Origin of the sequence: Micromonospora arida, assembly GCF_042873195.1 — a bacterium.
Taxonomy (GTDB): domain Bacteria; phylum Actinomycetota; class Actinomycetes; order Mycobacteriales; family Micromonosporaceae; genus Micromonospora; species Micromonospora arida.
Map to the genome: position 1 here is coordinate 319,075 of NZ_JBIALC010000006.1, position 16,032 is coordinate 335,106.

At 71.0% G+C, this 16,032-nt stretch carries 13 protein-coding genes; 2 read left to right on the plus strand and 11 right to left on the minus strand.

The window, feature by feature from the left end; genetic code table 11:
* Positions 1–177: 177 nt before the first annotated feature.
* From ACFYP0_RS20330 to ACFYP0_RS20340, 3 genes are all read right to left on the minus strand, one after another.
* On the minus strand, positions 178–1,896 hold the full coding sequence (locus ACFYP0_RS20330; RefSeq protein WP_355497545.1) for a S8 family serine peptidase: 1,719 nt from the start codon (positions 1,894–1,896) through the stop codon (positions 178–180).
* A gap of 239 nt (positions 1,897–2,135) precedes the next feature.
* Positions 2,136–2,831 (minus strand): HAD family hydrolase, encoded by a 696-nt coding sequence (locus ACFYP0_RS20335; RefSeq protein ID WP_355497653.1) that lies wholly within the window; start codon positions 2,829–2,831, stop codon positions 2,136–2,138.
* 98 nt (positions 2,832–2,929) lie between these two features.
* Positions 2,930–3,895, minus strand: coding sequence for an EamA family transporter (locus ACFYP0_RS20340; protein WP_355497548.1), 966 nt, complete (start codon positions 3,893–3,895; stop codon positions 2,930–2,932).
* Positions 3,896–3,981: 86 nt separating this feature from the next.
* Here ACFYP0_RS20340 and ACFYP0_RS20345 point away from each other — a divergent pair, with 86 nt between their 5' ends.
* A complete protein-coding gene (locus tag ACFYP0_RS20345; RefSeq protein WP_386997125.1) occupies positions 3,982–4,527 on the plus strand; it encodes a CGNR zinc finger domain-containing protein in 546 nt (181 codons plus the stop codon).
* On the opposite strand, the gene ACFYP0_RS20350 is transcribed toward ACFYP0_RS20345, so the two are convergent.
* From ACFYP0_RS20350 to ACFYP0_RS20360, 3 genes are all read right to left on the minus strand, one after another.
* On the minus strand, positions 4,494–5,093 hold the full coding sequence (locus ACFYP0_RS20350; RefSeq protein ID WP_386997127.1) for a GNAT family N-acetyltransferase: 600 nt from the start codon (positions 5,091–5,093) through the stop codon (positions 4,494–4,496). The two genes, ACFYP0_RS20345 and ACFYP0_RS20350, sit on opposite strands and share 34 nt — an antisense overlap.
* Before the next feature lie 96 nt (positions 5,094–5,189).
* On the minus strand, positions 5,190–5,372 hold the full coding sequence (locus tag ACFYP0_RS20355; RefSeq protein WP_124859932.1) for a DUF397 domain-containing protein: 183 nt from the start codon (positions 5,370–5,372) through the stop codon (positions 5,190–5,192).
* Positions 5,363–6,175, minus strand: coding sequence for a helix-turn-helix domain-containing protein (locus tag ACFYP0_RS20360; RefSeq protein WP_356978214.1), 813 nt, complete (start codon positions 6,173–6,175; stop codon positions 5,363–5,365). Before ACFYP0_RS20360 ends, ACFYP0_RS20355 begins: the two co-directional genes overlap by 10 nt.
* 996 nt (positions 6,176–7,171) lie before the next feature.
* Between ACFYP0_RS20360 and ACFYP0_RS20365 the strand changes: the two genes are divergently transcribed.
* On the plus strand, positions 7,172–7,462 hold the full coding sequence (locus tag ACFYP0_RS20365; RefSeq protein WP_124859934.1) for a hypothetical protein: 291 nt from the start codon (positions 7,172–7,174) through the stop codon (positions 7,460–7,462).
* A 19-nt stretch (positions 7,463–7,481) separates the two neighbouring features.
* On the opposite strand, the gene ACFYP0_RS20370 is transcribed toward ACFYP0_RS20365, so the two are convergent.
* The 5 genes from ACFYP0_RS20370 to ACFYP0_RS20390 form a co-directional block, all read right to left on the minus strand.
* A complete protein-coding gene (locus tag ACFYP0_RS20370; protein ID WP_181518450.1) occupies positions 7,482–8,891 on the minus strand; it encodes a class II fumarate hydratase in 1,410 nt (469 codons plus the stop codon).
* 35 nt (positions 8,892–8,926) lie between these two features.
* Positions 8,927–11,908 (minus strand): AfsR/SARP family transcriptional regulator, encoded by a 2,982-nt coding sequence (locus ACFYP0_RS20375; RefSeq protein WP_355497557.1) that lies wholly within the window; start codon positions 11,906–11,908, stop codon positions 8,927–8,929.
* Between the two features lie 258 nt (positions 11,909–12,166).
* Positions 12,167–13,834 carry a fumarate hydratase gene (locus tag ACFYP0_RS20380; RefSeq protein ID WP_238667174.1) on the minus strand — a complete coding sequence of 556 codons (1,668 nt, stop codon included), beginning with the start codon at positions 13,832–13,834 and terminating at the stop codon, positions 12,167–12,169.
* A gap of 91 nt (positions 13,835–13,925) precedes the next feature.
* Positions 13,926–15,368 carry an outer membrane protein assembly factor BamB family protein gene (locus tag ACFYP0_RS20385; protein WP_386997131.1) on the minus strand — a complete coding sequence of 481 codons (1,443 nt, stop codon included), beginning with the start codon at positions 15,366–15,368 and terminating at the stop codon, positions 13,926–13,928.
* A 72-nt stretch (positions 15,369–15,440) separates the two neighbouring features.
* Positions 15,441–15,944 (minus strand): Lrp/AsnC family transcriptional regulator, encoded by a 504-nt coding sequence (locus tag ACFYP0_RS20390; RefSeq protein ID WP_355497560.1) that lies wholly within the window; start codon positions 15,942–15,944, stop codon positions 15,441–15,443.
* Positions 15,945–16,032 lie beyond the last annotated feature (88 nt).

Below are 16,032 nucleotides of genomic sequence, written 5' to 3' on the forward strand. Positions count from 1 at the left end.
AAAACCGAGTCGATCATGAGTGGCGCCGGGCGACGGCCGGTGACAACAGGCCCGGACGAGCCGGAGCCCGATCGACGGCTGGTGTCAACAGGCCTGGACGAGCCGGAGCCCGGTCGACGAGGTGTCGACCGGGCCCCGGAGGACGGTGGCGGTTGGGCCACCGCAGTGCGACGTGCGCTACGGGCGGGCGTTCGGCTTGAGCGGGGTCTTCACCGCCGCATAGGCGTCGACGATCCCGTAGCCGTAGAAGCCGTTGAAGTTGACCCCACCGGCGCAGTACGCGTCGTAGGTCTCGTCCCGGCCCTCGTTGCGGTACTGCTGGAGGCGCGGCTCCGGGCACGCGTGCTCGGCTGCCGTGCGGTAGAGGTGCTGCTCGACCAGGTCCGGCGACATGCCGAAGCCAGTCCGACCCTGCGCCTTGCCGTACCGGCTGACGATCAGCGCGGCGACACCGGCGGCGTGCGGGGACGCCATCGAGGTGCCCTGCAGGTACGTGTAGTACCCGCACTCGCCGTTGGCCTTGCACTGCTTGAACACGCTCGTCGCGACGCGCGGATCGATGTTGCCGTCCGCGTCCACCTTGGGGTCCGGGATGGTGAGGGAGATGGGCTCCTCCTGGAGCACCTTCAGGGGGTAGCTGGAGAGGATCCGGTTGCCGGGGGTGTTGTACGTCGGGGTCCCGAAGCCGTCCCGCGCGAATCCACCGGGCGCGGCGACCGAGATCTGCTCGGTGCCGTAGTTGGAGAAGTCCGCTTTCTTGCCGGACGGGCCGACCGACGACACGCCGATCACGTGCGGGCCTTCGGTGGGGAGGTCCCAGCAGCTCTCGTTGTCGATCGGGCGGTCATACGGGTCTGCGCCGTAGTCCGGGCTCGTGGTGTCGGTACGCGGTGCGCCCAGGTCCTCGTTGTTGTTGCCGAGCGCACCGACGAGGGTGACGCCCTTGTTGTGAGCGAAGACCAGCGCCCGCTTCATCGCCTTGATGATTGCCCGCTGCTCGGCCTGGTCCTCCGGCGAGTCGGCCGGGTTGGCGGTGCAGTTGTAGAGCCACGGGTCGACGTAGAACGACATGTTGACCACGTCGATCCCGGACCGGCCGGCGTAGACCAGGGCGTTGACGACCGGGTCGAGGAAGAAGTAGCCGGAGTCCTGGCCGCCCTTGAGCTCGACCAGCGAGACGTTCGGGGCGACGCCGGAGAGACCGAAGCCGTTGGCCGCGGCGCCGATGGTGCCGGCCACGTGGGTGCCGTGCCCGCCGTCGTCGGTGCCGACCGGGTCGAGGCAGCTCGGCACCTCGCAGGGGCCGTCCACATCGGTCATGTCGGGCGCGAAGTTACGCGAGAGCGACCAGTTGAAGTTCGGCGCGATGTCCGGGTTGCTGGCGTCGACGCCGGTGTCCAGTACGCCGACGGTCACCCGACGGTCGCCCGGCTCGATCTTGCGGGCCTTGTCGGCCCGGATCATCTCCAGGCCCCACAGCTTGTCATCGAGCGGGTCGAGCTTGGCGCCCTTCTTGGCAGCACCGGCAGCATCGGCACGAGCACCGGCAGCGGCCGGCAGGTGCTCCTGCTCGACCCGGTCCAGCTTCGGCTTTCGGCCGATGGCCTTCTGCTCGGCGGCGCCGATCAGCGTCGGTGCCGCGGTCGCCCTCGCCGCGAAGTCGGCCCGGTCGCTGCTGACCTGGAACATGCCGACCTCTTCGGACCGGGACACCACCGTGCCGCCAGCTGCCCGGATCGCGGCGACGGCCGTGTCGGTGGCGACGCCATCCTCGGCGACGACGGTGAAGGTCCGGGAGTCGCTCGGCGCGGCGTTGGCCGGCACACCCAACCCCGTAGCCGTAAGTGCCAGCACAGCCGCGGTCGCGACCGTACGGGCGGTGAAGCGCTTGCTCACCACATCGGATCCTCTCGTTGAGGGACGTGTCAGCCATCACACATCAACGATCCGGATTACGCCAGTTGAACGCCTGTTACGGCCGTGAATCCCGCCAGTTCGAACCGCACCCCGGCCGCACAGGCCCAGGCCGCGCAGTCACACGTCGCACAGAAACAGGCCGCGCAGTCACACGTCGCACAGACACAGGCCGCCCAGACACAGGCCGCCCAGACACCCGCACCGGCCGCCGCCTCGACCTACACACCTACGGCGTCGACACCCAGATTCGCCAGCGCGGCCGGCAGGTCGGCCATGCTGGAAACTTCGGCGTCGGGCGGGCAGCCGAGGGGGCGAGGCAGGCCGAGCCGGTTCAGCCACACCGATCGCAGGCCGGCCCGCCGAGGCGCCACCACGTCGTGCTCCCACGAGTCGCCGACGTACACGATCTGCCCGGCTGGCACGTCGGCCGCCGCGACCACCGCGGCGTAGAACTCCGGGGCCGGCTTCTTGGGCAGGCCGTTCTCGTGCGCGTACAGCTCGAAGGCGAACTCGCCGGCGAGCCCGCACCGTTCGGCGCGGCTGTTGCCGTTGGTGGCGAAGCCCAGCGTGTACCGACCACGCAGCGTGGCCAGCGCCGGCGGTACGTCCGGAAACGGTCGGGTGAGAGCGAAGCGCTCGGCGAAGAAAAGGTCCGCGATCTCGTCCAGGTGGTGGACCAGCGCGGCGCGGGCCAGCGACCGGGCCAGTGCGGCGCGCCGGATCTCCGCCACCGGGGCGGCGCTCAGCTCGCCGAAGACCGCGCCCCAGTCCGACTCCAGTTCGGCGAGCGTCACCCCGGCCGCCGCAGTTGTGCGTCGCCGCATCTCGTCGAGGACCGCCACCAGCCCGCCCGTAACCGCCGGACGCAGGTCCAACAGCGTCTCGTCAGCATCGAACACCACAGTGGTCAGCACGACACCCACCCTCTCACCACCAGCGGATCCTCACCGACCGCCGAGGGCACCGCCCGCCGGCAAGCGCCGACCATCAGGAGCACCCCGACCGCCAAACCTCACCGACCGTCAAGCGCCAGCTCGGGCTCGGGTGTGGCCGGCGCGGGCGTCGAGGGCGACCCGCGCAGCTCGTCGAGGCGTACCAGGGCGACGCCGGCGATGATCAGCGCACCCCCGAACAACTGCCAGCCGGTGGGCAGCTCGTTCAGGAACAGCCAGGCGATCAGCACCGCGAAGAGCACCTCGGTCAGGCCGACGAACGACGACAGGCGGGGCCCGAGGATCCGGGTGCCGGCGATGCCGGCGAGGTACGCGATGACGGCGGCCACCAGCGACAGCCCGGCGATGGGCACCAACCAGCTGGTGGACTGCCCGGCGAAGGTGACCTCGCCGAAGGTGGCGTGCAGCGGCAGCAGGCCGGTCAGCCCGATGAGGAGCAGCACGGCGGCGCCGACGGCCATTCCGCCGCTGGCCATGGCGACCGAGGGCAGCCGGGGGTCGACCCGTCCGGCGAGCACGAAGTATCCGGCCAGGCCGAACGCCGCGCCGAGCCCCCAGAGCACGCCTACCGGGTGGAAGTCGGCGGTGCCGGCGAGGTCGAGCACGAACGCCAGCCCGGCCAGCGCGGCCACCGACCCGGCGATGGTGAGCCGGCGGGGCGGCTGCCCGTGCCGCAGCCACATCCAGGCCACGACGAGGATGATGCCCAGGTATTCCAGCAGCAGCGCGACACCGACCGGCAGGTAGCGCACGGCGTTGAAGTAGCACACCTGGGCCACCGCCACCCCGAGGAGCCCGAACAGCCCGATGATCGCGGCGTTGCTTCGCAGCACGTCCCATTTGCCCCGCAGCGACAGCAGGGCGGGGATCGCCAGCACCAGGGCGGCCACGCCGACGCGGGCGATCACCGCGGACTCGGCTGACCAGCCGGCCTCGATGAGCGAACGGGCGAAGGTTCCGGAGGTGGCGAAGGTGACTGCGGCGAGCAGCGCCAACCCGACGCCGGCAGCAGATCGTGAGTGCATGTCGCGCTCCTCGGGATGGGCACCCTGTCATGAGCAAACTATCCTTGTACTGATGACGCTAGGCGGAAGCCGTGACAGGAGTCAAGTTGCTATTCGCTCATGACACCGAGTGTTCGCTGATCGCCGCCGCGGCGCTGGTCAACACCGCAGGTCGGGACGGTGAGTTGCTGCCCGACATCGCGGCGCTGGACGCGTTCTTCGTCCGCCACTCCTACAGCGGCCGGCACGAGCACACCGAGGCCGAGCTGCACGCCGTTCGGGAGCTGCGGCCCCAACTCCGCCGCATCTGGCACGCGGAACCACCCGAGATCGTCGCGGTGGTCAACGGCCTGCTGCTGGAACACAAGGCGCTGCCCCAGCTCATCGAGCACGACGACGAGCCGTACCACCTGCACGCCGTTCCCCGCGACGCGCCGCTGGCCACCCGGATCGCGGTCGAGGCCGCCATGGCGATGGCCGACCTGGTCCGTACCGGCGAGCTGAGCCGTTTGCGGATCTGCGAATACCCGGATTGCGACAACGTCGTCGTCGACCTGTCCCGCAACCGGTCCCGTCGGTTCTGCGAGGCCGGCTGCGGCAACCGTGCCGCGGTGACCGCCTACCGCGCCCGCCGGGCCGCCGGCCGCTCCTGACCGACGGTCGCCCACTCCTCGGCCCGCACCTCGTACTCCACCTCGCCCTGCTCGGTGCCCGGAATCGGGTCGTCCCACTGGAGGTGGAAGGTCCGCACGTAGTGCAGCCCGGCCTTCACCATCACCCGCCGGGAGCGTTCGTTGACAGTCATCGTCTCGGCCCAGACCCGACGCACCCCGACGGTGTCGAAGGCGTACCGGACCAGCGCCCGCGACCCCTCGGTGGCCAGCCCTCGCCCCCACGTCGAGCGGCGCAGCCGATAGCCCAACTCGGCCTCGGTGCCGTCCGCCGACGGGTCCAACGCGAACCAACCCAGGAACTCGCCGGACTGCCGATCATGCGCCGCCCACCGACCCAGCCCGGGACACCTCTCGTACTGGGCCAGCAGCCTCGGCAACTGCTCGTCGCGCACGGTGGCCAGCGGGGTCGCGACGCCCCCGGTGAGGAAACGCATCACCTCGGGGTCGCTGTCCAACTCGACCAGCACGTCCACGTCGGCCATGGTCAGCCGCCGCAACCGCAGCCGATCGGTCCCCGCCGGCACACCCGCGCCATCATCACCCATGGCCCGGATCATCCGTCCTGCTCACAACCCCGTCGAGCCGTTTATCAGGGCCAGGTGCTCGGAAACCCGACCGCCGTCGCGGGCGAGGCCGTCGGGTCAGCGCGGGGGCGCGACCACGAAGAGCCGCCAGGAGTACGCGTCGACAACGAGCACGGGTCCGTCCGAGTCCTTACTGTCCCGCACCCCGACCACGTCCCCGAGATTCGTCGCCACCTCGACGCACTGGTCGTTGGAACCACTCCGGCTGCTCTTACGCCACCGGGCTCCGGTCAACTCCACGACTCTGCCACTTCCCTCAGCAACTCGATCGACTCCTGCGGTGGCAACGCCTGCCCGAGGGTAGCTTCCCAGGTCCGTTGTAGACGCAACAGATCCGCAGGCCGATCGAGTTCTTGGCCGCCGATCTGGCCACCAAGGTAGGCAAGATCGCTATGGTCGGCCACGGTGGCGAGGATGAACGGCCCGTTCAGGCCGGGATACTCCTCAGCCGAACGAGGCACCACATGGAGCTGAACCCGCGGATGCTCGGTCGCCAAGCGCGCCAGGTGCAGAGACTGCTCGCACATGACCTTCCGGCCGCCGACGCGTCGCCTCAGCACCGACTCGTCGAGCACCGCGACTACGTGCGGCGGGCGATCCCCGTAGAGAACCCGCTGACTGTCCATCCGGTCCGTCAGTCGACGCTCGACCTCATCGGCATCGAGCAGTCGGTCCGACTCGAAGATGGCACGGGCATAGCCCTCGGTCTGCAGTAGCCCAGGGACATGCAGCGGGTCGAACCATCGCAGCGCCCACGCCTCCGCGAGGATCGCACGCCAGCCGCGCAGCCAGACCTGAGCCTTGTCCAGACTGACCAGTTCGGTGGACATCCGGCCGAAGAGGCCGCCGGTGTCCAGGGCGCGGTCGACGAGTTCCAGGTACTTGGCAGTGGGCGGCTGCTGCCCCAGCTCGACGGCGCTGACCATGGACGCCGAGTAGTTGACCGCCTTGGCCAGCTCGTCCTGGCTCCAGCCGCGCCGGACTCGCGCCCGCCGCAGCTCCGCGATCAGGAACGCCGCCGCCGTCATCTGTCCATCGGCCATGCCGTGCCCGCCCTCCACCCCGCCGACGATCATCTCCAGCCGGCCGCCAGCGGCGGTGCCACCCAAAACAGGGCGACTATGACGACGCGGCCAAACCCTTCCGACCGTAGTCGCCTGATCACCAGACTGTGAAGCGCGGCGCCGCTCCCCGTCCCCCGGGATCTGCCGGCACCGCACGGGACCGCCCGCTCCCCCCGTGCCGGGCGGTCCCACCTCCCAGACAGCCACACCGGACCGAGCCACACCGGAGCAAGCCACACCGGAGCAAGCACGGCCGGAGCGAGCCACAGCCCGACCGAGCCACAGCCGGAGCAAGCCACAGCCCGACCGAGCCACACCGGAGCAAGCCACAGCCCGAGCAAGCCACAGCCCGACCGAGCCACAGCCGGAGCAAGCCACGGCCAGAACGCACCCACCAGGACAAGCGGAGGCGATGCCACAAACGAGTCAGGTCCAAAGCATCCGCCCAAGACATCCCCGACCACGCGCACGCCGGCCACCCCGGCCAAGCGGCAGCCCTGGCCACGCCGGCCACCCGGCCACCCCGGCGACCCCAGCGACCCCGGCCACCCCGGCGACCCCGGCCACGCCGGCCACGCCGGCGACCCCGGCCACGCCGGCGACCCCGGCCACCCCGGCCACCCGGCCACCCGGCCACCCCGGCCACCCCGGCCGACCCGGGCGACCCGTGCGACCCGGGCGACCCGGGCGACCCGGGCGACCCGGGCGACCCGGGCGACCATGCCCACCATTCCAGCCGCGCTCAGCACCCGACCACGCCAACCACCGGACCGACCACTTCGGCCACTGGACCCCGCCGGCAGCCGTGACCGACCACGCAAGATCGTGCTCGATCGTGGAAAGAGTGGGGTCCTGGCGTGCGGAAGCCACTACATCCAGGATCGAGCACGATCTTGGGGCAGGCCGGCCCGGGGAGAGCGGGGGCGTGGTGATGGTGATGCCACAAACGATTCAGGTCGAAAGGAAGGCCGCCGCATGTCCCGGACCGCCCCGGACGGCCGCGCGACGACACCACGTCGACCGCACCTGCCGCTGCGCCCGCTCTGGCTCTGCCGGGTCTGCGCCGCGCCCTGGCCGTGCCCGGTCGCCCGACTCACCCTGCGGCAGGAGTACGCGCACGACCGCATCGGGTTGAGCATCTACCTGTGCATGGTCCTGCACGAGGCCGCTGCCGACCTGTACCGACTCAACCCCCACGACGGCCCCGACCCTGCCGCGCTCTTCACCCGCTTTCTCGGCTGGGCGAGACCACGGCACCTACCCTGACCAGGGCAGGTGAGCCGGGTCAGGGGTGGGTCATCCGGAGCAGGTCCAACGTCTCGTCCAGCTGGGTCTCGGTGAGCTTTCCGGAGTCGACGTGACCCCGGGAGATGACCACCTCGCGGATCGAGGTCTGCTTGGCCAGCGCCTCCTTGGCGATCGACGCGGCCTCGTCGTACCCCAGGTAGCGGTTGAGTGGGGTGACGATCGACGGTGAGCCCTCGGCGTACGCCAGGCAGACCTCGGCGTCCGCGACCAGGCCGACCACCAGCCGGTCGGCGAAGAGCCGGCTCACCGCGGAGAGCAGCCGGATCGACTCCAGCAGGTTGCGGCCCATCACCGGGAGCATCACGTTCAGCTCGAAGTCGCCCTGTGAGCCGGCGAACCCGACGGTCGCGTCGTTGCCGATCACCTGGGCGCAGACCTGCCGCATCGCCTCGGCGACCACCGGGTTGACCTTGCCGGGCATGATCGACGAGCCGGGCTGGAGGTCCGGGATACGCAGTTCGCGCAGACCGGCGCGGGGGCCGGAGCCCATCCAGCGGATGTCGTTGGCGATCTTGTAGAGGCCGATCGCCACGGTCCTCAGCTGCCCCGACGTCTCCACCAGCGCGTCCCGCGCGCCCTGCGCCTCGAAGTGGTTACGCGCCTCGCTCAGTGGCAACCCGGTCGACTCGCGCAGCTTGTCGATCACGGCGGCGGCGAAGCCGAGCGGGGTGTTGATCCCGGTGCCGACGGCGGTGCCGCCCAGCGGCAGCTCGGCCAGTCGGGGCAGCGCGCCCTCCAGCCGTTCGATCCCGTAACGGACCTGGGCGGCGTACCCACCGAACTCCTGGCCGAGGGTGACCGGGGTGGCGTCCATCAGGTGGGTACGCCCGGCCTTGACCACCGTCTCGAACTCGGCCGCCTTGGCCTCCAACGCCGACGCCAGGTGGGCCAGCGACGGCAGCAGGTCTTCGACGATGAACTGGGTGGCCGCCAGGTGGATCGAGGACGGGAAGACGTCGTTGCTCGACTGGGAGGCGTTGACGTGGTCGTTCGGGTGCACCGGTGAGCCCAGCTCCCGGCTGGCCAGGGTCGCGATCACCTCGTTGGTGTTCATGTTCGACGAGGTGCCGGAGCCGGTCTGGAACACGTCCACCGGGAACTGGTCGTCGTAACCACCGTCGGCCACGTGCGCGGCGGCGGCGGCGATCGCGGCGGCCACGTTGGCGTCGATCACGCCCAGCTCGCCGTTGACCTCGGCCGCGGCGCCCTTGATCTGGGCGAGGGCCTTGATCTGGGCCGGTTCCAGGCCCCGGCCGGAAATCGGGAAATTCTGCACCGCGCGCTGGGTCTGCGCCCGCCACAGCGCCTCGGCGGGCACCTCCACCTCGCCCATCGAGTCGCGTTCGATGCGGTAACCGGTCGCCTCTGGAGTCGTCACGCGTACCATCCTGCCGCGCCCGTGGCCGACTCGCAGATGATCCGTCAGCCCAACTCGGCCAGCAGCCGCTCCACCTCGTGCTGATCGGGCGACTCGACCTGCCGGAACAGCGCCAGCGCCTGTTCCAGGTGCGCGCGGGCCCCCGCCGGATCCGTGGCCAGTACGCAGCGGGCGATGCCCTCCAACGCCCGGGCCTGCTCGTAGCGGGCACCGTGCCGCCTCGCGTCGGCGAGCACCCGGCGGTGCAGGTCGAGCGCACTGGCGGCGTCGCCCTGCTCCAGGATCGCCCGGGCCAGCAGGTTACGGGAGGCGCACTGACCGATGCGGTCGCCGGCATCCACCATCGCCACCAGCGCGTCCCGGTGCAGGGCAGCGGCACGATCCGGCTGTCCGGCGACACGCTCCATCACGCCGATCTCGTTGAGCACCTCCCCCTCGCCGAATCGATTGCTGGCCCGGCGTTTGAGGTACAGCGCAGTCCGCAGCAGACGGCGGGCGGGGCCCAGGTCACCCATTCGATGCCGAATCATGGCGAGGTGCCCCACCGCGTTCTCGATCTGCCGGTGGTCCCTCGCCTGCCGGGCCAGCAGGACGTGCAGCCGGGCCAGGCGCAGCGACTCGTCGTACCGGCCCCAGGCGATCAACGCGTAGGACAGGTTGTTCAACAGATTGGTCAGTGAATGGATGTCGCCCGCGCCCCGAATCATGCCGAATGCCTCGTCGAACTTCGCCTTACCCAGCCGGTGGTCACCGTTCGCGGCGTAGGAGACGCCCAGGTTCCAGAGCGTGCTGAGCGTGTCGCCGTGTAGACCGAGCCGACGGCGCACCGTGAGCGCCACCTCCATCGCGCTGATCGCCTCCGGAAAGCGGGCCAGCCGGAAGTACGCCGACGAGAGATAGTTCAGCATGGTGGCGGAGGCCGCCTCGTCGCCCAGCCGCTCGGCGACCCTAAGCCCGATCGTGTGAGTCTCGATCAGCTCGTCGAGGTGCCCACCCTCGAAGTTGAGCCGCCAGCAGGCCCGGGCCAGCTGCCAGCACTGAACCGCGAAGTCCTCCTCCTCGGCCTTCCGAACCAGGGCGGTGAGCGCTACGTGGTTCTCCTCGAACCACGCCCGCCCCTCGGCCACCGGACCAGCCAACAGGTCGGGTCGGCTGGGCGTGCGCTCGGGGATGTTGCGACGACTGCCCGCGGCCTCGACCGCCCGGGCGATCGCCAACATGACCGACAGGTGGTGATCCAACAGCCGCTCCACGGCGGCGCGGCGCTCGGTCTGCCGCTCCGGGCCGGCGAGCAGCAGCCGAGCGTAATCGCGGAGCAGATCGTGCAACCGGTACCGACCCGGCTGCACCTCCTCCACCAGATGCGCGTCGACCAACTCGTCCAGCTGCTCCTGGGTGTCGGCCAGGGGCAGGTCGACGAGGGCTGCGGCCACCCGACCGTCGAAGCGTCCGGTCGGGTACAGGCCGAGCAGCGGAAACAGCCGCTGCGCCGACGGTGAGACCTGCGCGTACGACAGGGCGAACGCCTGCCCCACCGAGCGCTGCCCGGCGGTCAGCTCGGCCAGCGGGCCCGCCCCGGCGACCAGTCGCTCGGCCAGGTCGGCGACCCGCCAGCGCGGCCGGTGCGCCAGCCGCGCGCCGGCCAGCCGGATAGCGAGCGGCAGGTGCCCGCAGCGACGCGCCACCTCGGCCGCCGCCTCCGGCTCGGAGGCGATCCTCTCTATTCCGGCCACCCGGCCGAGCAGCTCGATCGCCTCGTCGGGGTCGAGAATCGGCAACGACGACGGCCGACCCTCATCAAGCCCGATCAACCGGCGACGACTGGTGATGAGGACCAGGCTCTGCGAGCCGTTGGGCAGCAGCGGTGCCACCTGTTCGGCGCTGGCCGCGTTGTCCAGCACCACCAACGCGCGGCGGCCGGCCAGCTCGATCCGCCAGAGCGCCAACCGGTCGTCAAGGTTCTCCGGCACCCGCTCCGCTGGCACCCCGAGTTGGCGCAGGAGGGCCGCCACGGCCGTGGCCGGTGTCAACGGTCGGCGTTCACTGTGCCCGTGCAGGTCGATGAAGAGCTGGGCGTCGGGATATCTGTCGGCGAGCGCGGTAGCGACGTGCACGGCGAGCGTGGTCTTGCCGCTTCCCGGCATCCCGTCGACCACCTGGATGCGGGTGCCGTCCTCCTCAATCTCCTTGACCAGACGGGCCACCGTCTCCTGCCGACCGATGAAATCCCCGATCGCCCGGGGCAGCGAACGAACCGGGCCGACGGGTGGGGCCGGCCGACCGGCCAGGGCCAGGTCGCCGGCGAGTACGCGTTGGTGCAGCTCCTGCAACGCAGCGCCCGGTTCGATGCCCAGCTCGTCGGCGTAGAACCGTCGACCCTCCCGGTAGGCGGCGAGCGCGTCGGCCTGCCGCCCGACCGAGGACAGCGCGAGCATCAGTTGGCCGCGCAGACGCTCCCGCAGTGGATGCTGGTCGACGCTGTCGGTCAGCTCCTCGATCAGCTCCGCGGCCTGCCCGAGGCGCAGCTCGACGTCGACGCACTCCTCCAGCGCGGTGAGGCGCTGCTCGTCGAGCGTCTGCGCCCGGCGGCGCACGCTGCGGCTCGGGATGCCGCCGAGCGCCGGCCCCCGCCACAGTGCCAGCGCGACGCGGAACCCCTCACTGGCCTCGGCCAGCCGTCCGGCAGCGACAGCGGCACGGGCCGCTTCGACGGTACGGGTGAAAACCTCGGCGTCCAGGTCGTTCGGGGCGGTGCGGACGCCGTATCCGACCGGGTCGGTGATGATGGTCTCCGGGGCGAGCCCCAGCTCGGTGAAGCGGCGACGCAACCGCGACACGCAGGTCTGCAACTGGGCCCGGGCGGTGGCCGGCGGGCGCTCCTCCCAGACCGCGTCGATCAGCTCGTCGACCGGTACGAGCCGGCCGGCCCGCAGCAGCAGCAGGGCGAGCACGATCCGGTCGCGTCCCGCGGTGACAGTGGACTCGCCACCGCCCACCCGCAGGGGCCCCAGGATCCCGAACCGCATCTGCTCTCCCGCGTCAGTGGTGCAACTTCCAGCAGAGTAGTCCGGCGGTAACGGACCGCCTTGGTCAGGCGATAGCGATCTGAGAGCGGATCGACAGCGGTGCACCGCACACTCATTGCGAGTTGTCGGTGACGGCATCCGACGGGGGCGGTGCGCCCGTCCCACCCCAGGGGGCGGGCGTACCGATGTCGGCAGAGCACGGGCGACAGAACGGGCGCCGGGCGAGTTCGCCCGGCGCCCGTTCGCGTACCTGTCGGGTCAGCGGCGGCCGACGGTGAGCACCGGCTTGGTGACCTCGGCGAAGAAGTCGTTGCCCTTGTCGTCGACCACGATGAAGGCGGGGAAGTCCTCCACCTCGATCTTCCAGACCGCCTCCATACCCAGCTCCGCGTATTCGAGCACCTCGACGTGCTTGATGCAGTCCTGGGCGAGGCGGGCCGCGGGGCCGCCGATCGAGCCGAGGTAGAAGCCGCCGTGCTGCTGGCAGGAGCGGGTCACCTGACCTGACCGGTTGCCCTTGGCCAGCATCACCTGGGAGCCGCCGGCGGCCTGGAACTTCTCCACGTAGGCGTCCATCCGGCCAGCGGTGGTCGGGCCGAAGGAGCCGGACGCGTACCCCTCGGGGGTCTTCGCCGGGCCGGCGTAGTAGACCGCGTGGTCACGCAGGTACTGCGGCATCGGCTCACCGGCGTCCAACCGCTCCGCGATCTTGGCGTGGGCGATGTCCCGGGCGACCACGAGCGGCCCGGAGAGCGAGAGGCGCGTCTTCACCGGGTACTTCGACAGCTCCGCGCGGATCTCGTCCATCGGCCGGTTCAGGTCGACCCGGACCACCAGCTCGGCGTCGAGCGAATCGTCGGTGACGTCGGGCAGGAACCGCGCCGGGTCGGTTTCGAGCCGCTCCAGCCACACGCCCGACGGGGTGATCTTGGCGACGGCCTGGCGGTCCGCCGAGCAGGAGACGGCGATCGCCACCGGGCAGGACGCACCGTGCCGGGGCAACCGGACCACCCGTACGTCGTGGCAGAAGTACCGCCCGCCGAACTGCGCGCCGATGCCGAAGTTGCGGGTCAGCTCCAGCACCTCCGCCTCCAGCTCCAGGTCGCGGAAGCCGTGCGCGCTCATCGAACCCGAGGTCGGCAGCGCGTCGAGGTACTTGGCGCTGGCGTACTTCGCGGTCTTCAGCGCGTACTCGGCGGAGGTGCCGCCGATGACGATGGCCAGGTGGTACGGCGGGCAGGCGGCGGTGCCGATCAGCCGCAGCTTCTCCTCCAGGAACTGCATCATCCGCGTTGGATTGAGCAGCGCCTTCGTCTCCTGGTAGAGGTACGACTTGTTGGCCGAGCCACCGCCCTTGGCCATGAAGAGGAACTTGTACGCGTCCGGGTGCCCGTCCGGGTCCTCGGCGTACAGGTCCACCTGGGCGGGCAGGTTGCTGCCGGTGTTCCGCTCGTCCCACATGGTCAGCGGGGCGAGTTGGGAGTAGCGCAGGTTGAGCTTGGTGTACGCCTGGTAGACACCCCGGGAGATGGCCTCCGCGTCGGCACCGTCGGTCAGCACGTGCCGACCGCGTTTGCCCATCACGATGGCGGTGCCGGTGTCCTGGCACATGGGCAGGACACCGCCGGCGGCGATGTTGGCGTTGCGCAGCAGGTCCAGCGCGACGAACCGGTCGTTCGGCGAGGCGGCCGGGTCGTCGATGATCGCCCGGAGCTGCGCCAGGTGCGCGGGGCGCAGGAAATGCGCGATGTCGTGCATCGCCTCGGCGGTCAGCGCGGTGAGCGCGGCCGGCTCCACGGTGAGGAACCGACGGCCTCCCGGGCCGTGTACGACGTCCACGCCCTCGTCGGTGACCAGGCGATAGTCCGTCTGGTCCGGGCCGGTCGGCAGCAGAGGGGCGTACGAGAATGCGGCGGCACTGCTCATGAGCGGCAAGCCTAGGGCAGACCGGTCGATCACTCCCACCCGCCGGGCGGGTCCTGGGACGCCGCTCTCATCCACCGGGCGAACGGCCCGCTCAGCCGTCCTTGCCGCCGTCCGGGTCGGGGCAGAGTTCCCCCTTCGGCCCGCAGTCGCCGTTGTTCGGCCCGCCGGGGCCGGGGCCGCCCGGCCCGGGATTCCCACCGTCGCCGGGTGGTCTGGTGGGCGAGCTTCCGGACGCGCCGAAGCGGACGTACCCGATCTCCCGCCCCTCGCCGATGATCATGCCCTGTGACCCGATGGCGAGGGCGTTCGCCGAGGTGCGCAGGACGGCCAACTCCCGGCCGGTGCGCGGGTCCAGTGCCGCCAGCCGGGACGGCTTCTCGTCGGCCACCACAGCCGCGTACGGGGTGAGCGCCGCCCCGGCCTTGCCGCTGGCCTGTCGCGTCCAGAGCACCTTCTCGGTGCCCAGCTCACGGGCGATCACCGAGCGCTTGTCGGCGGCCCTGAACACCGCCGAACGATCGTCCACCGCGATCAGCTTGGTGCCCCGCTCACCGACCCAGAGCAGCCGGCCGTCGTACCCGTCGATCACCGCCTCGCGGCCGTCCGGGGCGACGCCGATCAGCACGTTCCGCGCACCCTGCGGGTCCTCGCGTTGCACGCAGCCGGCGGAGTCGGCGGTGCGCAGGTTGATGCCGGCCTGCTGCCAGGCCTCCTGCCCGGTCGCCGAGTCCCGGGCGGAGATGGTGAAGTAACAGGTGCCGTCCTGGGAGCGGGCGGTGATCCGCAGTAGCCGGCCGCCCACCACGGAGAGCCGTTCCTCCCGGCCGGGCTCGACGTTCTGCAGCACCCGGCCGGTGGCGGTGTCGACCACGTGGACCCGACCGTCGACCGGGAAGCCGAGCAGCGGTGGCGCGGCCTCCGCCCCGGCCACGCCGTCGTCGATCCGGGTGGCGGTGAGCCGGCGGGTGCCGCGCAGACCCGGGTTGTCGGCGAGCAGGCCGGTGTGCACCCCGGGCAGGAAGGCCGTCCAGAGCGGCGCGGTGCCACGCGGGTCCCAGGCGCTCAGGGTGCAGTCGGTGGCGTCCGTGCACCTGGCGTCGAGGAGCAGGTTGCGGTACGTCCAGACGGCCACCGCGTCATCGTCACGCCGCCGGGTCACCCCGGTCGTCGGGTCGAGCAGCTCGTACCCCTTGACCAGGAGCTTGCCCACGGCCACGACCGGGTCGCGGTCGCCGCCGGCGACCGCCGCCCAGTCCGCCTTGCGCTCCCAGAGCTGGGCGCCGGTGGCCAGGCTGCGAGCCTCGACCCGGGTGCGCTGCTCGACCACGACGGCGTCGCCGGCGATGGTCACGCTGCGCGGAGTGCCGCCGACCCGTTGCTGCCAGACCACGTCGGGCTCGGAGATGGGTTCGCTGCGGTCCACCCAGTCCCACAGGCCGGGGAACGGGTTCCACACGCCGGTGGCGGCGAGCGCGACGACCACGGCGAGGCCGAGCAGCAGCCCACCGCGCACGCTCCCCTTCGCCACCCGCACACCGTAGCCACGATCACGGATCTTCCGTACGCTCGCGCCGCCGTGTCGCCGCGCTTTCTGCGCTCGGAGGTGTTACAGCACCCTTCCCTCGGCCCGAACAGCACTGCGCACCAGCGGAAGCGTGCGGTAGGGAATCTGCTCGGCCAGCGCGATGATCGTCGAGGCGCGGGTGATGCCGGCGGACGAGACGATCTGGTCGATGACCCGTTGCAGGTCGGTGTTGGAACGGGCCACGATCCGGCAGAGCAGGTCGCTGGAGCCGGTGATGGTGTGCGCCTCCAGCACCTCGGGGATGGCGGCGAGGTGAGCGGTGACCGGGTCGTGACCGTGCCGCTGACTGATCTCCAGGGTGACGAAGCTGGTCACCCCGAACCCGATGGCGGCCGGCGCGATCTCGGGGCCGAAGCCCTTGATGACCCGCCGCTCGACGAGCTTGTCCAGCCTCGCCTGCACTGTGCCCCGGGCCACCCCGAGCCGCCGGGAGCACTCCAGCACCCCGATCCGCGGCTCCTCGGCGAGCAGTTCGATCAAGCGCACGTCCAGCGCGTCGAGCTGTACATTCTGCTCACCATTCATGAGTGAAGACCATACCGAATGCGCAACCTGACCAGCATTTCTGGCAACAGTTGCCCACTCGACGCCGGGGCAGCGATCCTCGCCACAA

Coding starts and splice junctions, on each gene's coding strand:
- ACFYP0_RS20340 (WP_355497548.1), bottom strand. CDS start 3,895: ATGCACTCACGATCTGCTGCCGGCGTCGGGTTGGCGCTGCTCGCCGCA.
- ACFYP0_RS20350 (WP_386997127.1), bottom strand. CDS start 5,093: ATGGGTGATGATGGCGCGGGTGTGCCGGCGGGGACCGATCGGCTGCGG.
- ACFYP0_RS20360 (WP_356978214.1), bottom strand. CDS start 6,175: ATGGCCGATGGACAGATGACGGCGGCGGCGTTCCTGATCGCGGAGCTG.
- ACFYP0_RS20365 (WP_124859934.1), top strand. CDS start 7,172: ATGTCCCGGACCGCCCCGGACGGCCGCGCGACGACACCACGTCGACCG.
- ACFYP0_RS20370 (WP_181518450.1), bottom strand. CDS start 8,891: ATGGTACGCGTGACGACTCCAGAGGCGACCGGTTACCGCATCGAACGC.
- ACFYP0_RS20375 (WP_355497557.1), bottom strand. CDS start 11,908: ATGCGGTTCGGGATCCTGGGGCCCCTGCGGGTGGGCGGTGGCGAGTCC.
- ACFYP0_RS20380 (WP_238667174.1), bottom strand. CDS start 13,834: ATGAGCAGTGCCGCCGCATTCTCGTACGCCCCTCTGCTGCCGACCGGC.
- ACFYP0_RS20390 (WP_355497560.1), bottom strand. CDS start 15,944: ATGAATGGTGAGCAGAATGTACAGCTCGACGCGCTGGACGTGCGCTTG.